General features: G+C 41.1%; 25 protein-coding genes and 1 tRNA gene. 8 read left to right on the forward strand and 18 right to left on the reverse strand.

All coding sequences use genetic code 11. The annotated features are described in order from the left end of the window. Positions 1–28 precede the first annotated feature (28 nt). The gene (locus HMPREF0556_RS05295; protein ID WP_040486620.1) at positions 29–700 is read right to left on the reverse strand and encodes a VanZ family protein; all 672 of its coding nucleotides are present in this window, start codon (positions 698–700) and stop codon (positions 29–31) included. 168 nt (positions 701–868) lie between these two features. Here HMPREF0556_RS05295 and HMPREF0556_RS05300 point away from each other — a divergent pair, with 168 nt between their 5' ends. Further along, the gene (locus HMPREF0556_RS05300) at positions 869–1,834 is read left to right on the forward strand and encodes a cation diffusion facilitator family transporter (RefSeq protein ID WP_003756220.1); all 966 of its coding nucleotides are present in this window, start codon (positions 869–871) and stop codon (positions 1,832–1,834) included. A 28-nt stretch (positions 1,835–1,862) separates the two neighbouring features. On the opposite strand, the gene HMPREF0556_RS05305 is transcribed toward HMPREF0556_RS05300, so the two are convergent. The 7 genes from HMPREF0556_RS05305 to HMPREF0556_RS05335 form a co-directional block, all read right to left on the reverse strand. Continuing rightward, entirely contained in the window at positions 1,863–2,795 is a 933-nt protein-coding gene (locus tag HMPREF0556_RS05305) for a metal ABC transporter substrate-binding protein (protein WP_040486495.1), read from the reverse strand. Continuing rightward, positions 2,792–3,640: a metal ABC transporter permease gene (locus HMPREF0556_RS05310; protein ID WP_003756222.1), complete on the reverse strand. Its 849-nt coding sequence runs from the start codon at positions 3,638–3,640 to the stop codon at positions 2,792–2,794. Before HMPREF0556_RS05310 ends, HMPREF0556_RS05305 begins: the two co-directional genes overlap by 4 nt. Position 3,641: 1 nt before the next feature. Continuing rightward, a complete protein-coding gene (locus HMPREF0556_RS05315) occupies positions 3,642–4,349 on the reverse strand; it encodes a metal ABC transporter ATP-binding protein (RefSeq protein ID WP_003756223.1) in 708 nt (235 codons plus the stop codon). Positions 4,350–4,481: 132 nt separating this feature from the next. After that, positions 4,482–5,855, reverse strand: a complete 1,374-nt coding sequence (gene rlmD / locus HMPREF0556_RS05320; protein ID WP_003756224.1) for a 23S rRNA (uracil(1939)-C(5))-methyltransferase RlmD — start codon at positions 5,853–5,855, stop codon at positions 4,482–4,484. A gap of 15 nt (positions 5,856–5,870) precedes the next feature. Then, positions 5,871–6,266 (reverse strand): OsmC family protein, encoded by a 396-nt coding sequence (locus tag HMPREF0556_RS05325; RefSeq protein ID WP_003756225.1) that lies wholly within the window; start codon positions 6,264–6,266, stop codon positions 5,871–5,873. Positions 6,267–6,558: 292 nt separating this feature from the next. Further along, positions 6,559–6,807 carry a hypothetical protein gene (locus HMPREF0556_RS05330; RefSeq protein ID WP_036107313.1) on the reverse strand — a complete coding sequence of 83 codons (249 nt, stop codon included), beginning with the start codon at positions 6,805–6,807 and terminating at the stop codon, positions 6,559–6,561. 20 nt (positions 6,808–6,827) lie between these two features. Further along, positions 6,828–7,409, reverse strand: a complete 582-nt coding sequence (locus tag HMPREF0556_RS05335) for a hypothetical protein (RefSeq protein ID WP_003756227.1) — start codon at positions 7,407–7,409, stop codon at positions 6,828–6,830. A gap of 409 nt (positions 7,410–7,818) precedes the next feature. Here HMPREF0556_RS05335 and HMPREF0556_RS05340 point away from each other — a divergent pair, with 409 nt between their 5' ends. Further along, positions 7,819–8,442 carry a deoxynucleoside kinase gene (locus HMPREF0556_RS05340; RefSeq protein ID WP_003756228.1) on the forward strand — a complete coding sequence of 208 codons (624 nt, stop codon included), beginning with the start codon at positions 7,819–7,821 and terminating at the stop codon, positions 8,440–8,442. A 49-nt stretch (positions 8,443–8,491) separates the two neighbouring features. Here the strand turns inward: HMPREF0556_RS05340 and HMPREF0556_RS05345 are convergent, their stop codons facing one another. Next, positions 8,492–9,349 carry a YihY/virulence factor BrkB family protein gene (locus tag HMPREF0556_RS05345; protein ID WP_003756229.1) on the reverse strand — a complete coding sequence of 286 codons (858 nt, stop codon included), beginning with the start codon at positions 9,347–9,349 and terminating at the stop codon, positions 8,492–8,494. A 120-nt stretch (positions 9,350–9,469) separates the two neighbouring features. Here HMPREF0556_RS05345 and HMPREF0556_RS05350 point away from each other — a divergent pair, with 120 nt between their 5' ends. Then, positions 9,470–9,691: a DUF1128 domain-containing protein gene (locus HMPREF0556_RS05350; RefSeq protein WP_003756230.1), complete on the forward strand. Its 222-nt coding sequence runs from the start codon at positions 9,470–9,472 to the stop codon at positions 9,689–9,691. A gap of 12 nt (positions 9,692–9,703) precedes the next feature. Here HMPREF0556_RS05350 and HMPREF0556_RS05355 read toward each other — a convergent pair whose 3' ends face one another. After that, positions 9,704–10,525 (reverse strand): AAC(3) family N-acetyltransferase, encoded by an 822-nt coding sequence (locus HMPREF0556_RS05355; protein ID WP_003756231.1) that lies wholly within the window; start codon positions 10,523–10,525, stop codon positions 9,704–9,706. 30 nt (positions 10,526–10,555) lie between these two features. After that, the gene (gene map, locus HMPREF0556_RS05360) at positions 10,556–11,314 is read right to left on the reverse strand and encodes a type I methionyl aminopeptidase (RefSeq protein ID WP_003756233.1); all 759 of its coding nucleotides are present in this window, start codon (positions 11,312–11,314) and stop codon (positions 10,556–10,558) included. A 246-nt stretch (positions 11,315–11,560) separates the two neighbouring features. Between map and HMPREF0556_RS05365 the strand changes: the two genes are divergently transcribed. The 4 genes from HMPREF0556_RS05365 (at position 11,561) to mreBH (ending at position 15,988) form a co-directional block, all read left to right on the forward strand. Next, positions 11,561–12,013 carry a flavodoxin gene (locus tag HMPREF0556_RS05365; RefSeq protein WP_040486621.1) on the forward strand — a complete coding sequence of 151 codons (453 nt, stop codon included), beginning with the start codon at positions 11,561–11,563 and terminating at the stop codon, positions 12,011–12,013. 147 nt (positions 12,014–12,160) lie between these two features. Next, positions 12,161–13,393, forward strand: a complete 1,233-nt coding sequence (locus tag HMPREF0556_RS05370) for an aminopeptidase (protein WP_003756236.1) — start codon at positions 12,161–12,163, stop codon at positions 13,391–13,393. A 94-nt stretch (positions 13,394–13,487) separates the two neighbouring features. Continuing rightward, the gene (locus tag HMPREF0556_RS05375) at positions 13,488–14,729 is read left to right on the forward strand and encodes an MDR family MFS transporter (RefSeq protein ID WP_040486497.1); all 1,242 of its coding nucleotides are present in this window, start codon (positions 13,488–13,490) and stop codon (positions 14,727–14,729) included. Positions 14,730–14,980: 251 nt separating this feature from the next. Further along, a complete protein-coding gene (gene mreBH, locus HMPREF0556_RS05380; RefSeq protein WP_036107337.1) occupies positions 14,981–15,988 on the forward strand; it encodes a rod-share determining protein MreBH in 1,008 nt (335 codons plus the stop codon). A 252-nt stretch (positions 15,989–16,240) separates the two neighbouring features. On the opposite strand, the gene HMPREF0556_RS05385 is transcribed toward mreBH, so the two are convergent. Together HMPREF0556_RS05385 and HMPREF0556_RS05390 are read right to left on the reverse strand one after the other, a co-directional pair. After that, a tRNA-Arg gene (locus tag HMPREF0556_RS05385) sits at positions 16,241–16,312 on the reverse strand. 49 nt (positions 16,313–16,361) lie between these two features. Then, positions 16,362–16,814 carry a hypothetical protein gene (locus HMPREF0556_RS05390; RefSeq protein WP_036107362.1) on the reverse strand — a complete coding sequence of 151 codons (453 nt, stop codon included), beginning with the start codon at positions 16,812–16,814 and terminating at the stop codon, positions 16,362–16,364. Positions 16,815–16,948: 134 nt separating this feature from the next. Here HMPREF0556_RS05390 and HMPREF0556_RS13410 point away from each other — a divergent pair, with 134 nt between their 5' ends. Continuing rightward, on the forward strand, positions 16,949–17,110 hold the full coding sequence (locus HMPREF0556_RS13410; protein WP_159099862.1) for a hypothetical protein: 162 nt from the start codon (positions 16,949–16,951) through the stop codon (positions 17,108–17,110). Positions 17,111–17,150: 40 nt separating this feature from the next. Here HMPREF0556_RS13410 and HMPREF0556_RS05395 read toward each other — a convergent pair whose 3' ends face one another. The 5 genes from HMPREF0556_RS05395 to HMPREF0556_RS05415 all read right to left on the reverse strand — a co-directional run bounded on the left by HMPREF0556_RS05395 (position 17,151) and on the right by HMPREF0556_RS05415 (position 22,956). Beyond that, positions 17,151–18,233, reverse strand: a complete 1,083-nt coding sequence (locus HMPREF0556_RS05395) for a DUF871 domain-containing protein (RefSeq protein ID WP_003756247.1) — start codon at positions 18,231–18,233, stop codon at positions 17,151–17,153. Positions 18,234–18,250: 17 nt separating this feature from the next. Then, a complete protein-coding gene (locus tag HMPREF0556_RS05400) occupies positions 18,251–18,556 on the reverse strand; it encodes a PTS sugar transporter subunit IIA (RefSeq protein WP_126320406.1) in 306 nt (101 codons plus the stop codon). A gap of 15 nt (positions 18,557–18,571) precedes the next feature. Continuing rightward, on the reverse strand, positions 18,572–18,886 hold the full coding sequence (locus HMPREF0556_RS05405) for a PTS sugar transporter subunit IIB (RefSeq protein ID WP_040486498.1): 315 nt from the start codon (positions 18,884–18,886) through the stop codon (positions 18,572–18,574). 132 nt (positions 18,887–19,018) lie between these two features. Beyond that, the gene (locus HMPREF0556_RS05410) at positions 19,019–21,694 is read right to left on the reverse strand and encodes a sigma-54-dependent transcriptional regulator (RefSeq protein ID WP_003756252.1); all 2,676 of its coding nucleotides are present in this window, start codon (positions 21,692–21,694) and stop codon (positions 19,019–19,021) included. A gap of 95 nt (positions 21,695–21,789) precedes the next feature. After that, a complete protein-coding gene (locus HMPREF0556_RS05415; RefSeq protein ID WP_003756253.1) occupies positions 21,790–22,956 on the reverse strand; it encodes a DEAD/DEAH box helicase in 1,167 nt (388 codons plus the stop codon). Positions 22,957–23,062 lie beyond the last annotated feature (106 nt).

Raw genomic sequence — 23,062 nt, forward strand, 5'->3', positions numbered from 1 at the left:
CTCGCATTTCGTCTGTTTGTCTTTTTATCTATTTGCGCCCCATCCGCTTACGCACTTTCGGGATAAGATAAGCAGCGAGAATGCCAAGCAGCCCGCTGCAGCTGTTTAGAATAATGTCATCAATATCTGCGGAACGATGGCTATTAGCTGGCATTAGCTGATACATCGAAGCAAATGTCGTTTGCAAGAATTGGATACATTCGATCCCAATTGCTACTGCTACGATCCAAAGAAAAGTTTTGCCCGCTTTTTTTGTCAATTGAAAATACAGCAGGAAAAATGCCAATGGTGCGAGCATCAAGATATTGCCAATCACTTGGATCGTGACCGAAAAATTCGGATCGATCTGGTTGAAGGTTGCTTCGATCGTTGCAAACGGTACAAGATTGATAGATTGGAACTGCAGATGAGGATGTCCCGTCAGCTGCCCTTTGATAAAATTGCCGATGTATAAATAAGTGACCAAATAATGTAAGATCATCAAATATAAGCTGAAAACAAAAAACCAAATAATATCTAAAAATTGCTTGATATTGGCTTTTCTTGCGATCAGTAAAATGATAATAAAAAGAATCAAGCTATTACTCAATGCATTGATCTGATCAGCGGAAGTACCTAATTGTTTTGCTAAATAATAATCGTAAATAAAATAAAGAACGGGCAGTATCAATGCACCGTATTTCCACGTTTGAAGTTTCATCGTTTTTCCCATACTTTCTTGGTTAATCTGCTTTGTGTTTATTATCAAGTTTAGCAAAAATATTTTTGAAAAGAAAGTAAATCTTTTGCAATATGTAAGTCGGTACTCTTCTATAATTGGCTTTTAGCTCATAAAATGCTATTATTTTTTTAGAATGGAGCGAAGAAAATGAAAGAATTGATGCAATTACTGAAAAAAGGGAATAAATCCGCATTATTAGCGGCAGTTGTTAATGCGGTGGTTTCGCTAGTTAAAGGAGTGACTTTCTTTTTTACTGGAAACGTTGCTATGTTTGCGGAAACGCTGCATAGCCTTGGTGATGCGGCGAACCAACTCTTTGTGTTTACTGGATCGGCATTGAGCAAAAAACGGCCTACCCGTCGTTTTCCGAATGGCTTTGGGCGCCTCGTCAACTTAGTGCTGCTTGGTGCAGTCATCGTAGTTGGGATCATGGCTTACGAAACTATTAAAGAAGGATTTTCCCATATCTTTGAGCCGAATGAATCTACTGGATTTTGGCTGAATGTCATCGTGCTACTAGGATGTACGCTATTAGAATCTACGGTATTGATCAAAGCTATGCATGAGATCACGGAACATGCTGGGATCGAATCAAAGGGACTTAGCCTGTTTACGGATAGTCTGAAACATTTCAAGACCGCAAGCGGACCGACGAAACTCGTATTCCTAGAGGATTCTGTCGCAACAGGCGGTGGACTGTTGGCAGTCATTTCGATTTTCATTTCCCACTATACGCCGTTTCATCAAGCAGAAGGAATCGCTTCGATTTTGATCGGGATCTTGATGTTCTTGGTAGTTGGACGCGTTTTCCTTGATAATGCGGCCGGTGTTATCGGCGAATCGGATGAAAGCATGTACTTGAAAATCGGGCAATTAGCGATGAATGATCCAGATGTGCGGGATATTGAGAAATTGACGGTCATCAAAGAAGGCGACCATTTTCATGTCGCGATCGAGATCGAGTTGGATGCATCGCTGACTATAGCCGAAGCAGATGATATCAAAGATCGTTTGGAAGAAGCAATTTTGAATGAGCAAGGTGTTCAGGATGTAAGTGTTTCTTTCGATGAAGATGATTCCATTCCAGATTGGGATTATGGAGATGGCAGATAAAAAACCAAGGCGCAATGCCTTGGCTTTTTTATTGGGACAAGCCTTCGTAAATTTTGTCTAGATTCCACTTCATCATCGCATAATAACTGTCACCATTTTCACCTTTTTTAGCAATAGAATCTGTAAAGATTTTTGCATAGATCGGAATATCCGTATCTCGAGAAACAGATTTCATCGGACGTTCATCGACGCTGCTTTCCACAAATAATGCTGGTACATCTGTCTTTTTCAACTTGTCGACAAGGTCTTTGATTTGATCCGGAGTTCCCTCTTCTTCTGTATTTATCTCCCAAATATAAGCAGATGGGATACCGTATGCTTTCGAGAAATATTTAAAACAGCCTTCACTCGTGACAATCATTTTTTTCGCTTTAGGAATCGAATGGAACTTCTGTTTTGCTTCTTTATCCAATTTTTGCAATTTCGCTACATATTTGTGTAGATTCTCTTGATAGAAGGCTTTATTTTTTTCATCTTTTGCGGAAAGTTGTTTTTCGATGTTTTTTGCGAAAATAATGCCGTTTTCGATATTCAGCCAAGCATGTGGATCTTCTTTACCTTGTTTTTTTTTGCCTTCTAAATGAATGACAGCAACACCGTCGCTAACTGCAAAATAATCACGATCCGGTTTTTTATCTGCATTTTTCATTAATTTAGTAAACCAAGCATTGCCACCCGTTTCTAAATTGATCCCGTTGTAAAAGATTATATCTGCATGGGTGGACTGACGCACATCATTTGGAAGTGGTTCATATTCATGCGGATCTTTTCCTACGGGAACGATGCTGTGCAGATTGATTTTATCTTTGCCGATTTGTTTGGTGATGTCAGCAATGATCGAGTTGGTTGCGACGACATTTAGTTTGCCATTCTCCTTTTTGGGAGCGGCGTTATTTCCACATGCAGTAATGATAAAAACGGCAGCGATGAGTATTAGTGCGAGTCCATGATATTTTTTCATTTTGTTGCCCCTCTCTTCCATAATGTAGTGAATTTTTGCTTTGGTGAAATAAAGAAACTGATTGTAAAGATGATAGCGGCAGTTAATACAATACAAGAGCCGACAGCAATATTGAAACGATAACCGATAAATAACCCTAGAACGGAAGATAATGCGCCTAAACTTGCGGAAAGCAACATCATCTTTTTCAAACTATTGGTATATAAGTAAGCCGTTGCAGCCGGCGTGATCAGCATTGCCACGATCAAGATCGTCCCCACACTTTGCATTGCTGCGACAGCTACCAATGTCAGTAAGACCATAAGTAAGTAGTGATAAAAAGAAACATTCATACCGACAGCCTTTGCCATCGCAGGATCAAAGGATGTCAGCAACAGTGGTTTGAAAAATAAAATGATGGTTATGATGACGATAACTGCAACGCCGATCGTCAGCCACTTATCGATATCTTGAACAGCAAGGATATTTCCGAATAAAATGTGGAATAAGTCTGTAGAGCTGTTAGCTACACCAATCAATATGACACCGAGCGCCAAAAAAGAGCTGAATGTGATCCCGATAGCGGTCTCACCTTTGATCATGCTGTTGTTTTTTACATAAGTAATGATAATGGAGGCAAGTAAGCCGAAAAGAATTGCACCGATAAAGAAATTGATGCCAAGAATAAAGGAAATCGCAACGCCTGGCAACACCGCGTGAGAGATCGCATCGCCCATGAGTGACATCCCTCTAAGAATGATAAAACATCCGACTACTCCGGAAACGATCCCGACCACTACAGCAGTGATCAAGGCATTTTGTAAAAAATGATATTCTTGGATCCCCCAGATAAATTCATTGATCATGTCAAAACTCCCCTTTCGTCAACACGCTGCTTCCATAAGCATCATGGAGGTTTTCTGGTGTAAAAATTTCCATTGTTGGTCCAAAGGCAATTCGCTTTTTATTAAGTATTAACAGATGATCAAAATAATGATTTACCTTACTCAGATCGTGATGCACAATCAAGATCAGCTTGCCTTCCTGCTTTAGTTGGCGCAAGATCGCCATAATGATTTTCTCGCTTGCCATGTCGATGCCGACAAATGGTTCATCCAACAAAAAAATATCCGCATCCTGAGCAAGTGCTCGTGCTAATAATACGCGTTGAAACTGACCATCGGATAACTCGCCGATTTGTCTCTCCTTATAGTACGTCATTTCTACAGCTGCCAAAACTTGAGCAACCTTTCTTTTATCGGCTTTCTTCACTCGCCCAAAACGTTTTAGGCGTGGATAGATGCCTAGCTCCACGCATTCCGCAACTTTAATGGGGAATGTGTAGTCGATCTGGCTTTTCTGCTCCACATACGCCACATTGGCTAAATGCTGGATCAGTGAAGATTTCCCTTGATGCGGGATCATATTCAACATCGCTTTGAATAAAGTGGATTTTCCCGCCCCATTTGGACCAATGATCCCGACAATACTTGGTTTATCGATGGCGAAAGTAACGTCTTTGATCGCATATTCCACTGCATCGTAAGAAACAGTTAGATTTTTCACTGCTAACATAGCACCCCTTCTTTCCTTAGAGAAAATAAGTTTCCTTAGGGAAAATTTATAAGGATATGCTAACAATAATGAGAATGAATGTCAATCGTTAACAAAAAAAACGTTCCTTTTTGAAGGAACGTTTTTTGATACTTATCGTTTTTGCATTACAGTGACTGTCTCCACATGTGCCGTTTGCGGAAACATATCCACCGGCTGAATGGAATTTATCTGATATTCTTTCGAAAATAACGCCAGATCTCTTGCCAATGTCGATGGATTACAAGATACATAGACGATCTGTTTCGGCGCGTAATCGAGCAGTGCGCGTATCAAGGATTGGTCACATCCAACTCGTGGCGGGTCTAAGATCACTGCATCTGCTTGGAAGCCCTCTTCTAGCCATTTCGGCAAGATCGTTTCTGCTTTTCCTACTTCATAATAACTGTTGGTCACTTGATTGAGTGCGGCATTATGTTTCGCATCTTCAATCGCTTCGGGAATAACGTCCATGCCTCTTACTTCGCGTACTTGTCCGGCTAGCGACAAGCCGATCGTTCCTGCCCCGCAATACGCATCAATGATTCGTTCGGTACCACTCAGGTTTAGCGCACGCCGAACTTCGTTATATAGCTTTTCCGTTTGCACTGGATTGAGTTGAAAAAAAGCGCGGGCGGAAAGATCGTATTTCATTTCGCCTAATGCTTCCTGCATCGTTTCCTCGCCATCTAAGTGCATGGTTTCTTCACCGAAAATCAACGAAGACTTTTGCGTATTTACGTTCTGCATGATGGATATGATTTCCGGGTGTTTTTGCTTGATGATTTCTAAAAGTGCCCGTTTTTTCGGTAATTTTTTACTATTAGTGATCAGCACCAGTTGAGATTGACCTGTTTTGAAGCCAGTTCGAACCACGATCGTCCTTACAATCCCACTGTTTTGCTTCTCATTATAAATGGGGATATTTAATTCTTGCAGAGCTTCCTTGACGGTATTCGTGATCGCAACAGTAGCCGGGTCTTGTACCAGACAGTCATCGATGGGGACTAAGTCATGAGAATTAGCGCTGTACAATCCCGCCACCACATTTCCATCCTCAGAATATCTAGTTTGAAACTGGCTCTTATTTCGATAGCGGAAAGGCTCATCCATGCCAATTACGTCTTTGATCGGTAATTTGCCGATGTTGAATTTCGTATGCTTTTCGAGTGCTTGAATCAAGATGTCACGTTTCAGTTCTAATTGTGCCTGATAGGAGATATGCTGCAATTGACAGCCCCCGCATGCTTCATATACTGGACAAGGCGGTTTGACCCGATTAGGAGAAGGGATGCGGATCTTCTTGATTTCTGCTTCTGTATAGCGTGGGGCTATTCTTTTCGCTTCCACCACCACTTCTTCTCCTGTGATCGCTCCGGGCACAAATACGATCGCCCGTTTATAATAACCGATTCCTTCTCCATTTATCCCCATTCTTCTAATCGTGAGCGGGAAGCGTTGTCCTTCTTGGACAGGGTTTGTCTTCATCCTTTTTCTCCTTTTTTATTCAGAAATGATTTCTACACTTTCCGTAATTTCGATGCTACCTTCTACAGAACGTGCCATGGAACAATGTTTCGGTACTAATTTCAATGCCTTGTCTAAACTAGTTGCATCAAGATCTGTTCCTGTTATTTTAAAATGGATATGGACAGCAGATATCCGGTTTGCTTCTTCCGGTACTTTTTCAGCCGTTGCCTCTAGCCATAGATCCGTATACGCCATTCTTTTTTTGCTTAGAATATTCCGGAATACGAGCGCACTGCATCCTGCTAAAGAAGCGATCATTAGATCGGATGGGCTGTGTCCATTGCCCTTATTATCAATAATAATGGTTTCTGCTGGAAGTTCTGTTTCAAAACCTTGTTCGGTCAACTTAATTTTTAATGGTTCACTCATGTCTTCGCCTTCTTTCTTTTACCATTGTACAAAAAAATTACGTTTTTGGCACTATTTTAGCCCAGAAGATATTGATATTATTTAAGTAAGCCTAGCAGAAACAAAAAGTCTTATATATCAACGTTTTATACATTAATAAATAGAGTCTTCAAAATCTATATAAATCTAATCAAATACTATTATTAGGGGCAAACTAGGGGCATGAATGAAATTAAGACCTTTACAATTTTCAAAGTAGGGGTCTTTTAAATATAAAAACCCCGCCGAAGCGAGGTGCTTATATAATGTGATCCTATAAAATCGTTTCAACTTCTATATCATTATTTGCAAGCAGCTCTATCCACGGTTTACCATCGATTTTGCTCTCCATAATTAGTTTATAATAATTTTTTTCAGGCCCTACTTCCCAGCCATCATCTTTGCAAAAATAAAATCCTTCTTTAGCATGCAGGAAGATATATTTATCATCATTATAACTGAATTCGATTTCACGTCCCGAATCAATAGCATCCAATAGTTCTTGATAGTCTTTTATATTCATAATTAATCTTCTCCTTTTATTTAATGCCCTTCTCTTTTCATTTTTCCATTTTTCCATGTTATTTTGTGTCTGTGTGGAAACTTAACTGTTTTTTTCAAACTTTTAGACAGAGCATGAAAGTAATCAATGTCTAATTCTGCTTTTCCGTTTTTCCCGTAATATCTCCGTTGTTTTACTTTACCATCGACAATTAAGTCTTTTGAAGAATATTTTTTACCAGTTTTTGGCAAATTACTATCGCCTTTTTTACTTACTTTCTTAGAATTATTCCCCTTAACCTTTTTACCTTTTTTCTTAGCTGACTTGTATTTTTGAGCTTTAGTTTTTTTCTTCTTCTTCTTTTTCTTTTTGCTCTTCTTCTTGCCTTTTTTACCTTTGTTTGATTTTGGCTTAGGCTTAGGTTTCGGAGTTGGCTTTGTATAACCTCCACCCGATGCAGGTGCTCGTCCTACTCCACCACCCGGCGAAGGTGGGCTACTGTCTGTTTGATTTGCTGCTAGGGTAGCAGTTTGTTCTTTTGCTATTGCTGCTGTCGCTGGTACACTTACAGAAAATAACATTAAACTAGCTGCTAATATGTACATTAGATGCTTTAATTTCATTCTCTCACACTCCTATTTATTTTCAAACATTTATTTTACTTGATTTACTGATGAATGTCTGCGGAGATTTTGTGACAATTTGGAATGAAATGTGTCGTTTTATTGTGTAAGTATGTAATTTCTTTGATCGTCCAGTCATTATTATCTACTAAAAGGATCAAGAACAACACGGGTTTATAGCCATGCTGATGATAAACTTAATAAAGACACACTTAGCAAATATACAGCGTATAAAAGTGTAAAAGGACTCTGAATATCTTTTAGGGGCACGGCTAGGGGCAAAACAGCAATATAGCGTTTTACAAGTCCCCTACCGTTGATAAATAGCAATTTCTTTAAAAAATAGCACTATTTTAGCCCAAAATGTACTATAGTAGTAACGGAGGGGTCCAAATTGAAAGGAGACGACATGAGTGTGATTGTACTTGCAGGAATGATAGGTGCTGGTAAAAGCAGCTATACGGAATTATTGGCTAGTAGCTTAGAAAGCAAGGCTTTTTATGAAGAGATCCAAGATAATGCCTTGCTGGAGAAATTTTATGAGGATCCAAAGCGATGGGCTTTTGCTTTGCAGATCTATTTTTTAAATACTCGTTTTCGCAGTATCAAAGCTGCACTAACGGATAAACATAATGTGTTGGATCGCAGTATTTATGAGGATGCGTTATTTACACAGATCAATTATGAGAATGGCAATATGTCTAAAGCGGAGATGGCTACATACCTAGATCTGCTCAGTAATATGATGGAAGAACTTGACGGCATGCCGAAAAAAGCGCCGGATCTGCTTATTTATCTGCGTGGTAGTTTGGACACGGTACTTACCCGGATCAAAAAACGTGGACGTTCCTATGAACAGATTCAGGAGCACCCGGAATTATTTGCATATTACAAACAGCTCCACAGTAGATATGATGACTGGTTTGCTTCATATGATAAAAGTCCGACGCTGCTTATCCCGATCGATGAGATCGATATATCTGATCCGGCTGATGCGGAAAAAGTAATCGCGCTGGTAAAAAAACATTTATAACCTTGCCCCGCCTATATTTAAAACAGGTACTCATTGGAGTACCTGTTTTTTAATTCAAATCGCCTACTTCTTTCTTTTGTTTGATAAAAGCAAGTGTCCCATTTAATTCGCCGCCAACGATCAATATGATGCCTGTTAGGAAAAACCATAGCATGAGAACGATCACGATCCCGATACTGCCGTAGGTTGCTGTGTAGTTGCCAAAATTATTGACATAAAAAGCGAAACCAATCGAAGCAAGGCTCCAGCCAATCGAAGCGAACAAAGCTCCGGGCAACACTGTTTTGATCGTCCCCTTGCGATTAGGTGCAAACCAGTATAAGAATGTAAATACGACCAAGATCACAAGAACCGAGAGCAGTTCACGTAGTCCATTCCAAACATCGATCACCTGACTTGGCATATGTAGAGAGTGTAGTAAAAAGTCCCCGATTTGCTGTCCGAAAACAAGCAATACTAATGTGATCGCAACGGTTACCAACATCGCAACGGTAAATAAAACGGATAATAATTTTTGGATGATAAAGTTGCGGCGATCAATGATCCCGTACGCTTTATTCAGAGCTTTCATCACAGCCGCCATCCCGTTTGATGCCGACCATAACGTTGCCAAGATACCAACTGACAATAATCCGCCACTCCGGTTAGAAAGCACTTGATCCAAATTTGTCTGGATAAAATCAATGATTTGTTTCGGAGCAAAGTCTTCTACCATTTGAAATATCGAATCTTTGTCTAAATTTAAAAAACCAAGTAAAGCTACAGCAACTAATAACAGTGGAAATATAGAAAATAGCATATAATACGCTAACTGCGCAGCATTCCCGGTGACGTCATTTTTTTTCATTCGCGCTAATAATAATTGCACAAAGCGAAAAAAATCTGAGTGCATGAACCTCGTAAGCATATTGATCCCTCCCGTTTTTTAGTGAATTCCCCAATTTCTGAGGCTCCAAACGCCCAGCTACTAGCTTAGACGAAAGAATTATGATAAAATCTTTCTATTGAACCTGAAAGAGGTGCCGCAATGGACTTAACGAATCCCACGCAAGAAAATGTGGATTATATGATTAAAACAATTACGACCAAACTGAAAATGGTAAATGCTGGCGTTTTTGAAAATCTACAGCTGGAAAATATCCACTACGACACATTGCTTGATCTTTATACGCTTATCGATCGCAAAGCGAACTTTAGTCCGCGCGATATGCAACTATTTGCAGAAGAATTAAAAGCGATACGCAAGTAAAAGGCTCAGATCCTATTTTTCATAAGGATCTGAGTCTTTTTTCTGCAAATAATCCACTGCAAAATCGATCAGTTCGCGCATTTCATACAATTTGCAAGGTGCTCCTGCAAATCGCTGCTTATGATACTGCGTTGCTCTTTCATATGCAGTCCCGATCTCGAGAAATCGATCGCTGTCATAATCAGGCTCTTCAAATTCTGCCCACTGCGTTACTTTTTGCCGGCTGACTGGCGCTCGTCTGACCACTATTTTCGCTGTACCGGCACGTTCTTCTGCCAAATGGAGCGAAGTATTATTATCGTTGTCTACGCCGAGCAACAGGATCTTCGTCCGCAGCTGATATAATTTAGCAAGCGGCGACTGTTCTCCAAATCCGTGACCAAGAGAATGGTCTGCTACAAGCCATTCCTTTTTCGAGCCCCATGCCACAAAAGAATGCAAAGGGTGACTGCTGCGAACTACATCTGGAAAAGAACGGAACGTTTCGGGAATAACACCCATGCGATAGCAAGGCGTCTTCGCTTTATGAAAGGGAGGCATTTCTTGGCGGATCGTTTCCCACCATTCTTCCGGAACGGGCGGGTTCTGCCACGTACTGGGATCAGAAAGATTCTCTGTTTGCGATGGCATGACAAGATTGCCTTCTGTCCCGACGCTTTCCTGTAGCGCTTCAATAAAAGTGACCGCGCCACCGCAAACCCAGCCTGCCTGACCCATTGCGGAGTGGAAAATGAGCGTGTCCCCATTCCTCACACCTAATTTCCGCAATCCTTGCACCAGTAAATCTTTGGTATACGGCTTTTTAGACCGCCAAACTGCCATTTTCTCGCCCATTCTCGTTCTCTCCTATAGTTGGTTCATTTTTTAATCGTTTTCGCCTTGATACGTCAATATTTCCGGACCATCTTTGGTAATCGCCAAAGTATGCTCATACTGTGCGGATAGCGAACCGTCAACGGTTCTTGCTACCCAGCCATTATCATCCATTTTAGCTTTCCAGCCGCCTGTGTTGACCATCGGTTCGATCGTAATAACCATTCCTTCTTTCAAGCGCGGTCCCTTGCCAGGATTGCCGTAATGTGGGACTTCTGGCTTTTCATGCATCGTTGGTCCGATTCCATGTCCGATAAATTCCCGGACAACAGATAGATTTTGACTTTCGACGTAGCTTTGGATCGCATGCCCAATATCGCCGATACGGTTACCGACTTGTGCTTGTTCAATTCCCAAGTAAAGCGATTTACGCGTTACTTCCATTAATCGGGCAACTTCTTCCGAAACTTCCCCCACACCATAGCTCCAAGCAGAGTCTGCAAGTGCGCCATGATGATTCACGACCATATCGACCGTGATCAGATCTCCTTCGTTCAGTTTCTTCTTCCGCGGGAAACCGTGGCAGATCTCATCATTGATACTTGCACAAATGGCATATTCGTAACCTTCAAATCCTTTTTGTTCCGGTATCGCATCGTGTTTACGGATAAATTCATCGGCAAATACTTCCAGATCCCAGCTTGTGATCCCGGGTTTGATCAATTTTTTGATCTCTTTGTGCGTCGCTACCAAGATATCGCCCGCTTTTTTCATTTCATCGATTTCTCGTCTCGATTTCAGTGTGATCATCTTTCTTTCCCCTCTCTCTACATTTCACTGCCTTTTATTATAGCATCATTATCTGTATCTGACGAATGAAAAATGTAAGAAGGACTTGCTTTCATTTCCGGATATTTGCTATAATTATCTGGATTATAGGGTAGGATTCAAGTGCTACGGACTCGTTTCTTTTGGCAGCTTTATTAAAAAGTGCGTAAAGGACAGATCATCCACTTGGTCTAGCAGATGATAAAACTAAAAAAGATGGTGATAATGTTGGCAAAAGTAATGATTGTATATGCGAGTATGACTGGTAATACTGAGGAAATCGCTGATATTCTCGGCGAAGAATTGGAAAAATACGATATCGAAGTCGAGATCGAAGAATGTATCTCTGTTACTCCAGAAGATCTTTTGGAATATGATGGTGCATTGATTGGCGGCTATACCTATGATGATGGCCAATTACCGGACGAATTTGTTGATTTTTATGAAGATATGGCGGATGTCGATTTCAGCGGCATGGTCTGTGCTTCCTTTGGTTCAGGTGATACATTCTACGATGAATTTTGCCTGACAGTAGATCTTGTGGAAACAAGATTGAAGGAACAAGGAGCGACCGTTCCTGTGGCAGGTTTTAAAGTCGATCTTGATCCAGATGAAGACGATGTTGCTAAAGCAGAAGAATATGCGAAAACTTATGCGAATGCCCTTTTAGGAAACGCATAATCGATTTAGCCGACCTAAATAATGGTCGGCTTTTTATTTTGCTTTGATTTTTCTGTTTTTTTTGAAGTTTCGATCTCATGGAGTTGCTTTCTCATGCCCTTTAAGCTACAATTTCAATATTGAGAAAAAAAAAGAGGTGTAATTATATTGGCAACATTTGAAGAAAATCTAAAAAAATATGCAAAACTGATCGTGGAGGTTGGCGTGAACGTACAACCTGATCAAAAAGTAGTTGTTAATGCAACACTTGAAAACGCACCGCTTGCTAGACTTATTACAGCATTTGCGTTTGAAGCAGGTGCAAAAGATGTCATTATCAACTGGTCCGATTCAGAAGTAACGGCACTTCGCTATAACAATGCTCCCCTCGCTGTCTTTGAAACGCCGGATAAACACCGCGCTGCAAAATTGACAGAATTAGCTAAAGAAGGTGCTTGCTTTATTTCCATCACTTCGGAAGATCCTGATCTACTCAAAGGCGTCGACGGTGCTAAAATTGCCGCTAACCAACGCGCTAATGGCGATGCACTGGCCGAGTACCGCGAATTAATGATGTCGAACACCGTGAGCTGGACTGTTGTCGCTGCTGCTTCAGAAGGATGGGCGAAAAAAGTATTTCCAGATGCAGCAGAATCAGAACAAGTGGATAAATTGTGGGAAGCTATTTTCCAAAACACACGTATCCACACAGATGATCCGGTTGCAACATGGAAAGCACATGATAAAAATCTAGCTGCTAAGGCGGATGAACTGAACGAAAAACAATTTAAAACATTACACTATACTGCTCCCGGCACTGATTTATACATCGGACTGCCGGAAAACCATTTATGGGTCGGAGCTGGCAGTTATAATCAAAAGGGACATGAATTTATGGCAAACATGCCGACAGAAGAAGTTTTCTGCTGTGCGGATAAGTATGCTGTATCTGGTCACGTTTCCAGCACGAAACCACTTAGCTATGGTGGCAATATCATCGATAACTTCACCATCACATTTGAAGAAGGCCGTATCGTTGATGTAAAAGCAGAACAAGGTGAAGAAATCTTGAAAAACTTGATTGAAACTGATGAAGGTTCGCATTATCTTGGCGAAGTTGCATTGGTTCCAGATCCTTCCCCTATTTCGCAATCAGGTATTCTTTTCTACAATACGCTGTTTGATGAAAATGCTTCTAACCACTTGGCTATTGGTAGCGCGTATGCCTTTAATGTAAAAGGCGGCGAGGAAATGTCCCGCGAAGAGTTAGAAAAAATGGGTGTCAATAATAGTCGTACGCACGTCGACTTCATGATTGGTTCCGCTCAAATGGATATTGACGGTATCACACAATCTGGCGACTCAGTTCCCGTTTTCCGAAATGGAGATTGGGCATTCTAACCTTTTACGTTATAACATATGCCTAAGCGATACAGACCCTTAGAAACTTAATGTTTTTAAGGGTCTTATTTTATAGAGAGAAAGAAGGTATATGATGAAATTCAATACTTGGGATATTAATTTAAAAGTACGGTTGTTCGGGGAAGCGTTACTTGATATTTCTTTTTGGACAGTTTTCCCCTTTTTAACGATTTATTTTTCAAAAGAACTTGGTATTCAGATCACTAGTTTTCTACTGATCGGTTCTCAGGTACTCACTGTGTTCACTGGTCTATTGGGAGGGTATTTTGCTGATAATATTGGCCGGAAAAAGATGATGAGCATTTCGGTGATCGGCGAATGTTTTGGTTTCTTGTTGTTTGCCTTCAGCGCTACAGAAAGTTTCCACCAACCTTATCTCGGTTTTCTCGGCTTTACGATCGCTAGCGTATTCACTTCTTTTTATCAGCCTGCCAGCCAAGCAATGATTGCAGATGTGGTTGCTGCAGAACACCGCTCGCATGTGTACGCTGTTTTCTATATGATGATCAATGTAGCCGTCGTCATCGGTCCGATTATCGGCTCGGTCGTTTTCTATAATTATCCTGTTGTGACCCTTGTGGCAATCGCACTTGCCGACCTGCTGCTGCTTGTATTGCTGCAAAAATTCGGTCATGAAACGGCGCCGCTCGTACTCCATCCAGAGGGAAAAATCAAAAAAACGGTGTGGGAAGCTTTGCGGGAGCAAGTCAGTCAATATAAGATCATTTTCAAAGATAAAGTGTTTTTACTATTTATCGTAGCCGGAATCATCATCGCACAAGCCTTTATGCAGCTGGATCTATTATTCCCGCTTTACATTAAAGATGTGATCGGAACCAGCTCGCTTTTTCACTTCTCATTGCGCAGCGAGCAGCTATTTGGCGTTAGTGTAGCGTTGAACGGCTTTATCGTTGCTACGTTTACTGTCATTATCTCCCGGCAGATCTCGCGGTTCAAAGAGAAGTTCGTTTTTATGAATTCTTCCTTTCTTTACGGGATCGCACTCTTTATTTTTGGTTTCTCCGCTGGGCCTTGGGGTATTATTATCGCGATCATCCTGTTCAGCTTTGCCGAATTGATGACCGTTGGGATCCAACAGAATTTTATTTCTATTATCGCGCCTGAAAAATTACGTGGTATGTATTTCTCTGCCTCCAGTCTGCGTTATACGGTAGGAAAGGTGGTCGCACCCTTTGCGATCACACTAGCTTCTGTGATCGACTATCCACTCACTTTTATTATCATTGGTATTTTGGCGATCTTCAGCGGTTTTGTTTATTACTATATGTACTTCTTGTTTGAAAAACAGCGTTGATTTGTTAGAATGACACTAGAGAGAGAAAAAAGTAATGATTTTTACCAGTTTCAGATCCGTGGTAGATGGCAAGCTGTCGTTTCTTTTTTTACAAGTTAATGACGCTTTGCATTATTTCTGGGCAATATGTATTAAACTTTTTTACTATTTCATGTCAACTTTATTGTATACCCAACATATTGCCCAAATTCCTTTATACTGGAAAGGGAGTTTTTGAAAAATCTCGTATTATTAGAAAGTTAGGTGGAAAAATGTTTGGAACTACAACGATAGGAATCGATTTAGGAACAGCAAATATTCTAGTTTACAGCAAAACAAAAGGAATCATTTTGAATGAGCCCTCTGTAGTTGCACTGAATCGTGAAACGAATGAAGTACTGGCAATCGGCCATGAAGCTAAGGAAATGATCGGAAAAACACCGGCCAACATTATCGCTGTCCGTCCCATGCAAGATGGTGTCATTGCAGATTTTGATTTAACAAGTGGTCTACTTAATGCCATTATGCGCCGAATCGGCAGTAAATCCGGCAACAACATCCGTAAACCTAATGTCGTTGTTTGTACGCCTACCGGTGCTACATCTGTAGAGCAACGTGCGATCCAAGATGCAGTACGCTCTACAGGTGCAAAAAATGTCACATTGATCGAAGAACCTGTTGCAGCAGCAATCGGAGCAGACCTGCCGGTCGACGAACCGATCGCAAATGTGATTGTTGATATCGGCGGCGGAACTTCTGAAATCGCGATTATTTCGTATGGCGGTGTCGTTTCTAGCACATCCATCCGTACCGGCGGCGATCATATGGATGAAGAAATCATTCAATACATTCGTAAAAATTACAATGTGCTTATCGGGGAGGCAACTGCTGAACGCATCAAAATGGAACTTGGCTATGCGCCAATCACGCACGAAACTATCACTTCTGATGTTCGCGGTCGCGACCTTCTAACTGGTCTGCCAAAAACGATCCAAGTAGAATCTACCGAGATCCAGCGTGCACTGACCGAAACATTGAACCGTATTTTGGAAGCGATTCGTCATACATTGGAACAATGCCCACCAGAACTCAGCGGCGACATCGTTGATCGTGGCATCATCCTTAGCGGCGGCGGTTCCCTTTTACACGGCTTCCAAGATTGGCTTAAACAAGAAATCGACGTACCTGTCCACATGGCACCAAGCCCGCTGGAATCCGTTGCAATCGGAACAGGACGATCACTTCAAACGATCGAATCGTTGGGGAAAAAGGTGAAATAAAAAAACGCTACTAGTTTAGCAGCGTCCAAACCGAAGTAGCTCTCTACTTCGGTTTCTTTTTATGTCTGTAAACAGCTATCCCAATGTAGATAATAAGACATAAAACAAAAACATTTACGGCGAAAAAGCCTATTGTATATACCATATCAAATTTCGAGAATTCGCTAGCGATTATTAGATTCAACCTGTTGGCTCCTCTCCATTTCTTACTCAAAAAAGCTGTGATCATATAGAGCACAGCAATCTAAATTACACCCCCTGCCGGAGTCGAACCAGCGACTAATCCTTAGGAGGGATTTGTTATATCCACTTAACTAAGGGGGTAATACACAACTATTCTATTGTATCAAAATTCCGTTTACAGCGCAATTTCTTACGGATGTATTCGTTTTTCAATAAATAAGTCGAAAATAATATTGCAGATGGTGAATAAAGCAAAGAAATACACGCCGACAATGAGTGCTCCAACATCCGTTGCCTGGATACTTGGTGCAAAGTAGCAGTAAATAAAAGCGAAGGCGATCATGGAAAAAAGACCGACAATGTTTTTCACCACGTGTTTGGCAAATCCAGTTTCGGGCATGTATGGTTGCAAGGTGAATTCATAGCTGATATCAAGACAGAATAAATAAACAACGCTTGAGATTCCTAGGATGACGCCGTTTCCTACAAAGTCTAGCGGGTTGACGATCGTGATGTCGATAAATGGTAAGAAATTTAAGCCACCAAAGGCAAGCAGATAAAGTGCAAACGGAATTAGGAGAGTGAAGCCAACAAGAATAATAAGTAAAAAGCTTACAATGACGACATCTACTATTTTTTTCATTATCAGCCCTCCTTTAAACAGTTTACTTCTGTAATATAGCATAAATATGCTGTTTTGTCAGTTCTCATCCGTTGTTCTGAGCACCTTCTTAGGTTATACTAAATTACGTATCGAAGACGAAAGGAATGATGCCGATGATGTGGGGTCCTCTTATCACAGCAGGAGTACTGGTCATTATTATTATTGGTATCGCTGCCGGATATCATATCGAATATCGCAAGCGTGAGCGGTTTGTTCAAAAATACCATATCACAGAAAAAGATATCAAAGGCCAAATCAAATTTTATGATGATTAAAAAGACCAAGCATTCGTTACAAATGCTTGGTCTTTTCGCTTTATTTTTCGATAACGCGGAAATGCTGCCACGGCAGGATGCTATCTAGCAGATATTTTTCTTCAGGGATGACTCTGGCTACAATATTTGTGTTGCCGGAATTATTCATTTGCCGAAGTGCTACTTGCATCTCGCCTTTATAGCGTTCATACCCATTATTATCAACGGTGATGTCGCCGCGTTCGATCGTGTCTGTATCGTGAGTTGGGAAATCGAACTGTTTATAATTGACACGTGTCATTGTGGAACGAATAACATAGTCAGAAACATCGCCACGATTAAAATGTTTTTGCGTCAGTACCAATTCTTTTTCTGTCGCCGTAGTTTCTGGTAAAAATTCGACTGTCAATTCCAATTCATTGCGGTTCAGTGCCGCTAGAGATTGCAGTTCTTCTTCGGATGCAAACATATTGCCAACGATCACGTCATCGATCAAACCGGTATTCCATAGATCTTTTGCCTGTACGGCGATCGGCAAGCCGCGATGTTCTTCTAATGTCGGCAGTCCTCCGTCTACTACAAACCAAGGACCAAACTCTCCGCTAGTTGATGAAACGAAAGCCGCTGTGCGGATATTCAAGTCTTTGAACTGCTTGCTCGTTTTTAGGAAGTGCTCTCGGCTAAGCGCTGTATATTTACGTGGATAGAAATTATGACAGCCAACTATATTCGCTAAATTGGGACGATAAGAGAGAATATTTTCTACATATCTTGTCCCATTACTGATATTTAATTCGATTTTCAGATCCGTATCATCGAAAGACATCATCGCTTCTTCCGCACCGGAGAATCCCATATCGAGACGCAGCCCCGCTAGACCGATCTCCTTAAATTTTTCTAATTCCCGATACGTAATACCAAGGGACTCAAATACGCCAGGATCGACATCGGCAATCACTTCAAAGCCTAATTCTTTCGCACGTTTGCAGATCACTTCTAATTTGCTGAATTCTTCTTTGTCATTTGCCGAGATCAAGCAAGTGAAAATTCTGCTGAAACCGTGTTTAGCTGCAAGCTCAATATAATCTAAAGATGCTTGTAATTCCACATGCTGCGGAAAAACGGAAATTCCTAATTTTCTCATCTTAGCTACCTCTTTTCTTATTTAGCGCGGTATAATTCCACGATTTCTTTAGCTAGATCTTTGAATGTAATCGCATTCATCAAATGGTCTTGGGCATGAACTAAAAGTAAAGAAACTTCTGTCCGGTCGCCACGAGCCTCGCCTTGGATTAGTGCTGTTTGCGAATGATGTGCTTCAAGCAAGGCATCATCTGCCAATTTAATTTGTTCATCTGCAGTTTTCAGATCGCCTTTTTTAGCTGCTTCAATAGCTAGCATGGCATCGCTTTTCGCATTTCCCCCATAAATAATCAATTGCATGATGGTTTGTTCTAATTCTTCCATTTCCAACATTCCTTTCTATCTCTTTCTCTCACCTACCAGCTCGATTGCCCGTTCCAGTACTTTCGCGCCATTCATCGTTCCATAATCGATGCCACCCATTACTTCCACTGGGACAGATTCGCCCATTTTCCGCTTGACATTTTTTTCTAAAAAACGGACTTGCGGGGCAAGAAAAACGACGTCAACCTGATCGCGATATTTATCATAATCGACTTCCGCCACTGCCATGACATTCGCAGCGACTTGTTTTTTTTTGATGGCTTCATTTAATTTTTTGACAAGCAAACTAGTAGACATGCCAGCTGAACAAATAAGCATGATTCTAATCATAATATGCCCTCCTCCATTCAAACTGTCACTAAATAAAAATGCAAAAAGCGTGCCAACTTTTACATTGCAATAGCGTGCTTTTTCGTTACACATCTCAAAAAGCAAGTGTGTAAACCTACACACTTGTTTTTTTTATCTACTAGGACTGTTGATTTTATTAGCGATCATCATCTGAGTCAAATAAGCGATCTCGGATTGCGGGATCGTAACGCTGTATTCTTTTTCAATATTTTCCATCATTTGCTGGGTGATTTGCATTTCGACCAGATGTGTTTTTTCAAACTCGTTAAGGTTAGGAAATTCTCGGTCGACAGCACCTAGTCGAATTCGCTCGATCAAGAAGGCCATATGAAGGATCAGTCCGATATCGACATCGGAGTCTAGCACGATATTAAGCTGGACTTGCAATTCGGAAATGACTTTTCTTAAGAAGTAAACAAGCTGTTCTGGAGAATCCACGACCTTTAGATTGCCTTCTAAGGAAGCGATAAGTTTTTCATAAGGGACTTCATCATTAATGATCCGCTTGATAATATTGATGCCGCCTTCTGACAGCACTTCTAAAGCACTGAAAAAAGGAATATCGCGATATTCAAATTCGACAGAACCCATAATGGCCAAGATATTATAGTTTTCCATCAGCTGGTCGATCCGCTCGCGAAATGCTTCTTTATGCAAGAACTGCAGCAGGATCAGTTCGACATTGGTATTGCCAATAAATGGGGCAACGACGCTTCGCAGCTGTTCTGCCACTCCCTCGCCAGTAAAACAAGTCAATACGACCGCATTTTTTGTCGGTTTGGCACGCAAGACCCGTGCTTTGTATTTATTTTCGAAAAGCTGCTGGCAACTTTGGTAAATATCTTCCAGTCCTCTCCCCATCGATGCTTTGCGAATCGCTTCCAAAACGACAGGAGTACTGACCATAGAAACGCTTTTGGTTCGAATACCTAGCTCTTCGGTCAGCATATTTCCAAAAGATGTCAAGGAACCCATGTCACTGAGTAGTAGCACGCCTTTTTGTGGATTCAACTGTCTAACGGTATTTTTTAATTTTTCATACATGGTCTGCACATCCATCGAAAGTGGCATGTCCATTGCCGTACCGGTTTCAATGCTAAGTAGTTCTTGGACCGTTTCGACCATGCTGCTTGCTGTCGAGCGACCATGCATCATGACAATCACTTCGACTTGTGATTCTGGGGAATTATCGGTGTCCACTGTTTCTTCTGTTAAGAACATTGTCAGGAAACCGATTTCATCAAATGGAATCTCAATATCCAGCGATTGCTCGATCGTTGCGGAAAGATCGATCGCGACTTGGAATTCTTTGGGATAGCGTTTGCGAATGTTGTTAAGATCGGGATGAATGATATGTTTCTGTTCTTTGATACGCTCGATCGTACTTTGCAAGTGCAGCGCAAATGCAAAACGCATTTTTTCGTTATAGGTCCTGCCCAAACTTTCGCCTGCTTGCTGATAGATTGCTCCAGCCAACTCCCAGATCGGCGGCGCAATGATTTCTTTGGCTGTTTGTTCGGAAGGTAGCTGAATCATATACTCATGAAAATATTTATCGACATCGATGTAAAGCATTTTTTCCATTTCTGTCTGATCTTTACCCTCTTTTTCCAGGCGTTCTGCTTTTTCTTGGATGACTTGGTAAACATCATCAAAATCTTCGTCGGGATCAGATTTTGCGCTTGTATCGGTGAACTTGAAAATCGTTTGGTTCATATCGATCAAACGATTGATTTTATCCGGTTCGTCTTTGACATGAAGCAGTCCTTTTTGAACATGGATCGGCAAATCATTTTGTTCGATCAGGATATATGTGCTCGCTTTGGTTTTATAATGTAAAAATGCTTTGGCACAAGCGAGTTTCAAATCGCGTTGCAATTGGCCGACATTTGCACTTGCTTTATAAAGTAAAAATGCGAGCAACGTCTTGCGATCAATGTGAATCGTTTGTTTTAAACGAGAAGCTTCTTGTTTCAGGAAAAATTCGATCAGCTCATAGCGTTCATTCAAACTCCGTTCTGCTAGGGAAGGTAGCGTGATCGTCATGGGAATGCGCCGTGTAAATGTTTCTAACAAGAAGTTGTCTGGCGATTCCGTTGTGGCCCCGATGATCTGCACATCTGCATGATGCACTTCAGCGCTTTCGCCAAGCGGGCGATACTCTCCTTTGTCAATAAAAGTGAAAAGCATTTCCTGCCCTTCTGGAGGCAGTCGATGAATCTCATCTAGAAATAAGATCCCACCGTCTGCACTGCTGAGCAAGCCATCTTGAGAAACTTCTGCTCCGGTGTAAGCCCCTTTTTTCACGCCAAAAATATGTCCGAACAAAAGCTGCGGATTTTGTGCATAGTCCGCGCAATTAAAGGCAATAAATGGAGCATCTGTTTTGATCATCCCTACTTCTTTTGAAAAATAATACATACATTCAGCAAAGAGTGATTTCCCTGTCCCGGTTTTACCGAGTACAAGCGAATGAAGACCGCGGGGAGGATAAAGCATCGCAGCTTTTGCTTGCTGGATGCTCACTTTAAGGCTCTCCTCAGAACCGATCAATCGATCAAAAGCCGCGGATTCTTCTGCAGCTTTCGTTTCTAATTCTTGCGCTAGACACTTATATAAAACTGGCTTACCGTTTATTTTTTCGATCTTGTTTTCTTTATATAATTCATTTAAATATCGACTGCTGTTTGCGCGGTCCATGTGGAGGTATTCAGCAATTTCGGCTGCTGAAACATTTTTATTCCATTCGTTTAAAAGTGCAAGTATCTCTTCTTTTCTACTCGACATCTACTCGTCTCCTTTAGACAAATCTCTGTACCTTCATTATAACGGTTGCCTAGAAACAATCAATAGATTTTGTTCACTATTTTAAATAAAACAGCTTATTTCTTCTTTTTCTTGTGAGGTTTTCTGACATTTACGTTTGTTCTAACCGGTTTGGTCGTCTTGGCTTGAATCTCGCCGTGGTAAAATTGCACAAATTGACCTTTGACATCCATATCTCGGTAATACTGTTTTAATATCCGGATTTCACGTGGAGAGGCAAATGTGATCACATTCCCTGCTTTTCCCATTCGACCGGTACGTCCGCTGCGATGGGTATATTCGCGGGCACCAAGCGGCATATCATATTGGATAACATATGGTAGATCTGGAATATCCAATCCTCTTGCCGCTACATCTGTAACCACAAGAAATGTGATTTCCTTGTTTTTAAATTGTCTCAGTACTTTTTTCCGAATTTCACGATTGATATCGCCATGGATACCTGCTGCTTTGACGCCATCAAATTGTAATTTTTCAAGCAGAATATCCATTCGTGGCTTGTCTTTCACAAATACAAGTGCTTGCATCCCTTTTACAAACGACAATCGTTTCAGCAAATTACCTTTTTCGCGGCGCTCGACTTCCATGTATTGATGTGCGATATTATCCGTGCTTTGTTTACTAGTCTGGATATCGATATAAGTGATCTCATTCTCGACCTGTGCAAAGAAACGTTCGGGTTCTTCCAACTTTGTCGCGGATACTAAAATCAATTGTCGATCTCTTTTAGCACTGTTTACGATCTCCAAGGTAGAAGCGAAGTTTTCTTGACGCAACAGCTGATCGGATTCATCCAATGTGATTGCTTCGATCTCGTGCATTTTCAGTTTCTTTTGTTTGATCAGTTCAAGCGCTCTTCCGGGTGTAGCGACCACGATCTGTGGTTTCTTTTTCAATTTCTCGATTTGGCGTTTTACGTTGGCGCCTCCAATTATTGACATCACATCGATTTTTTCTTCTGGTTCTATCCAGCTTCGGATCACATCACTGATTTGCATGACTAATTCATGGGCAGGTGCCAGAACCAGCCATTGTGTCTTCGGCTCTGGTGTTATTTTTTCTAACATTGGGAGTAGATAAGCGACAGTTTTACCTGTTCCTGTAGCGGAAGCAGCAATAATGGCTTCTCCATTTTTTATCGGTTGATATAACGCTTTTTGGACATCGGTAGGTGCTTCGTAACCATGCGCTTCCCACTGTTTATTCCATCTTTGATTCAGCATGCTTTTATCTCCTTTATTTCATTCTTATTTCATCATATCATGTCTACTAAAAAAAAGCATCGCCATGAAAGGCGGAGTTTATTAAAATAAGCATGTTTCCTAAGAA

Origin of the sequence: Listeria grayi DSM 20601, from assembly GCF_000148995.1 — a bacterium.
In the GTDB taxonomy this organism is placed as follows: Bacteria; Bacillota; Bacilli; order Lactobacillales; family Listeriaceae; genus Listeria; species Listeria grayi.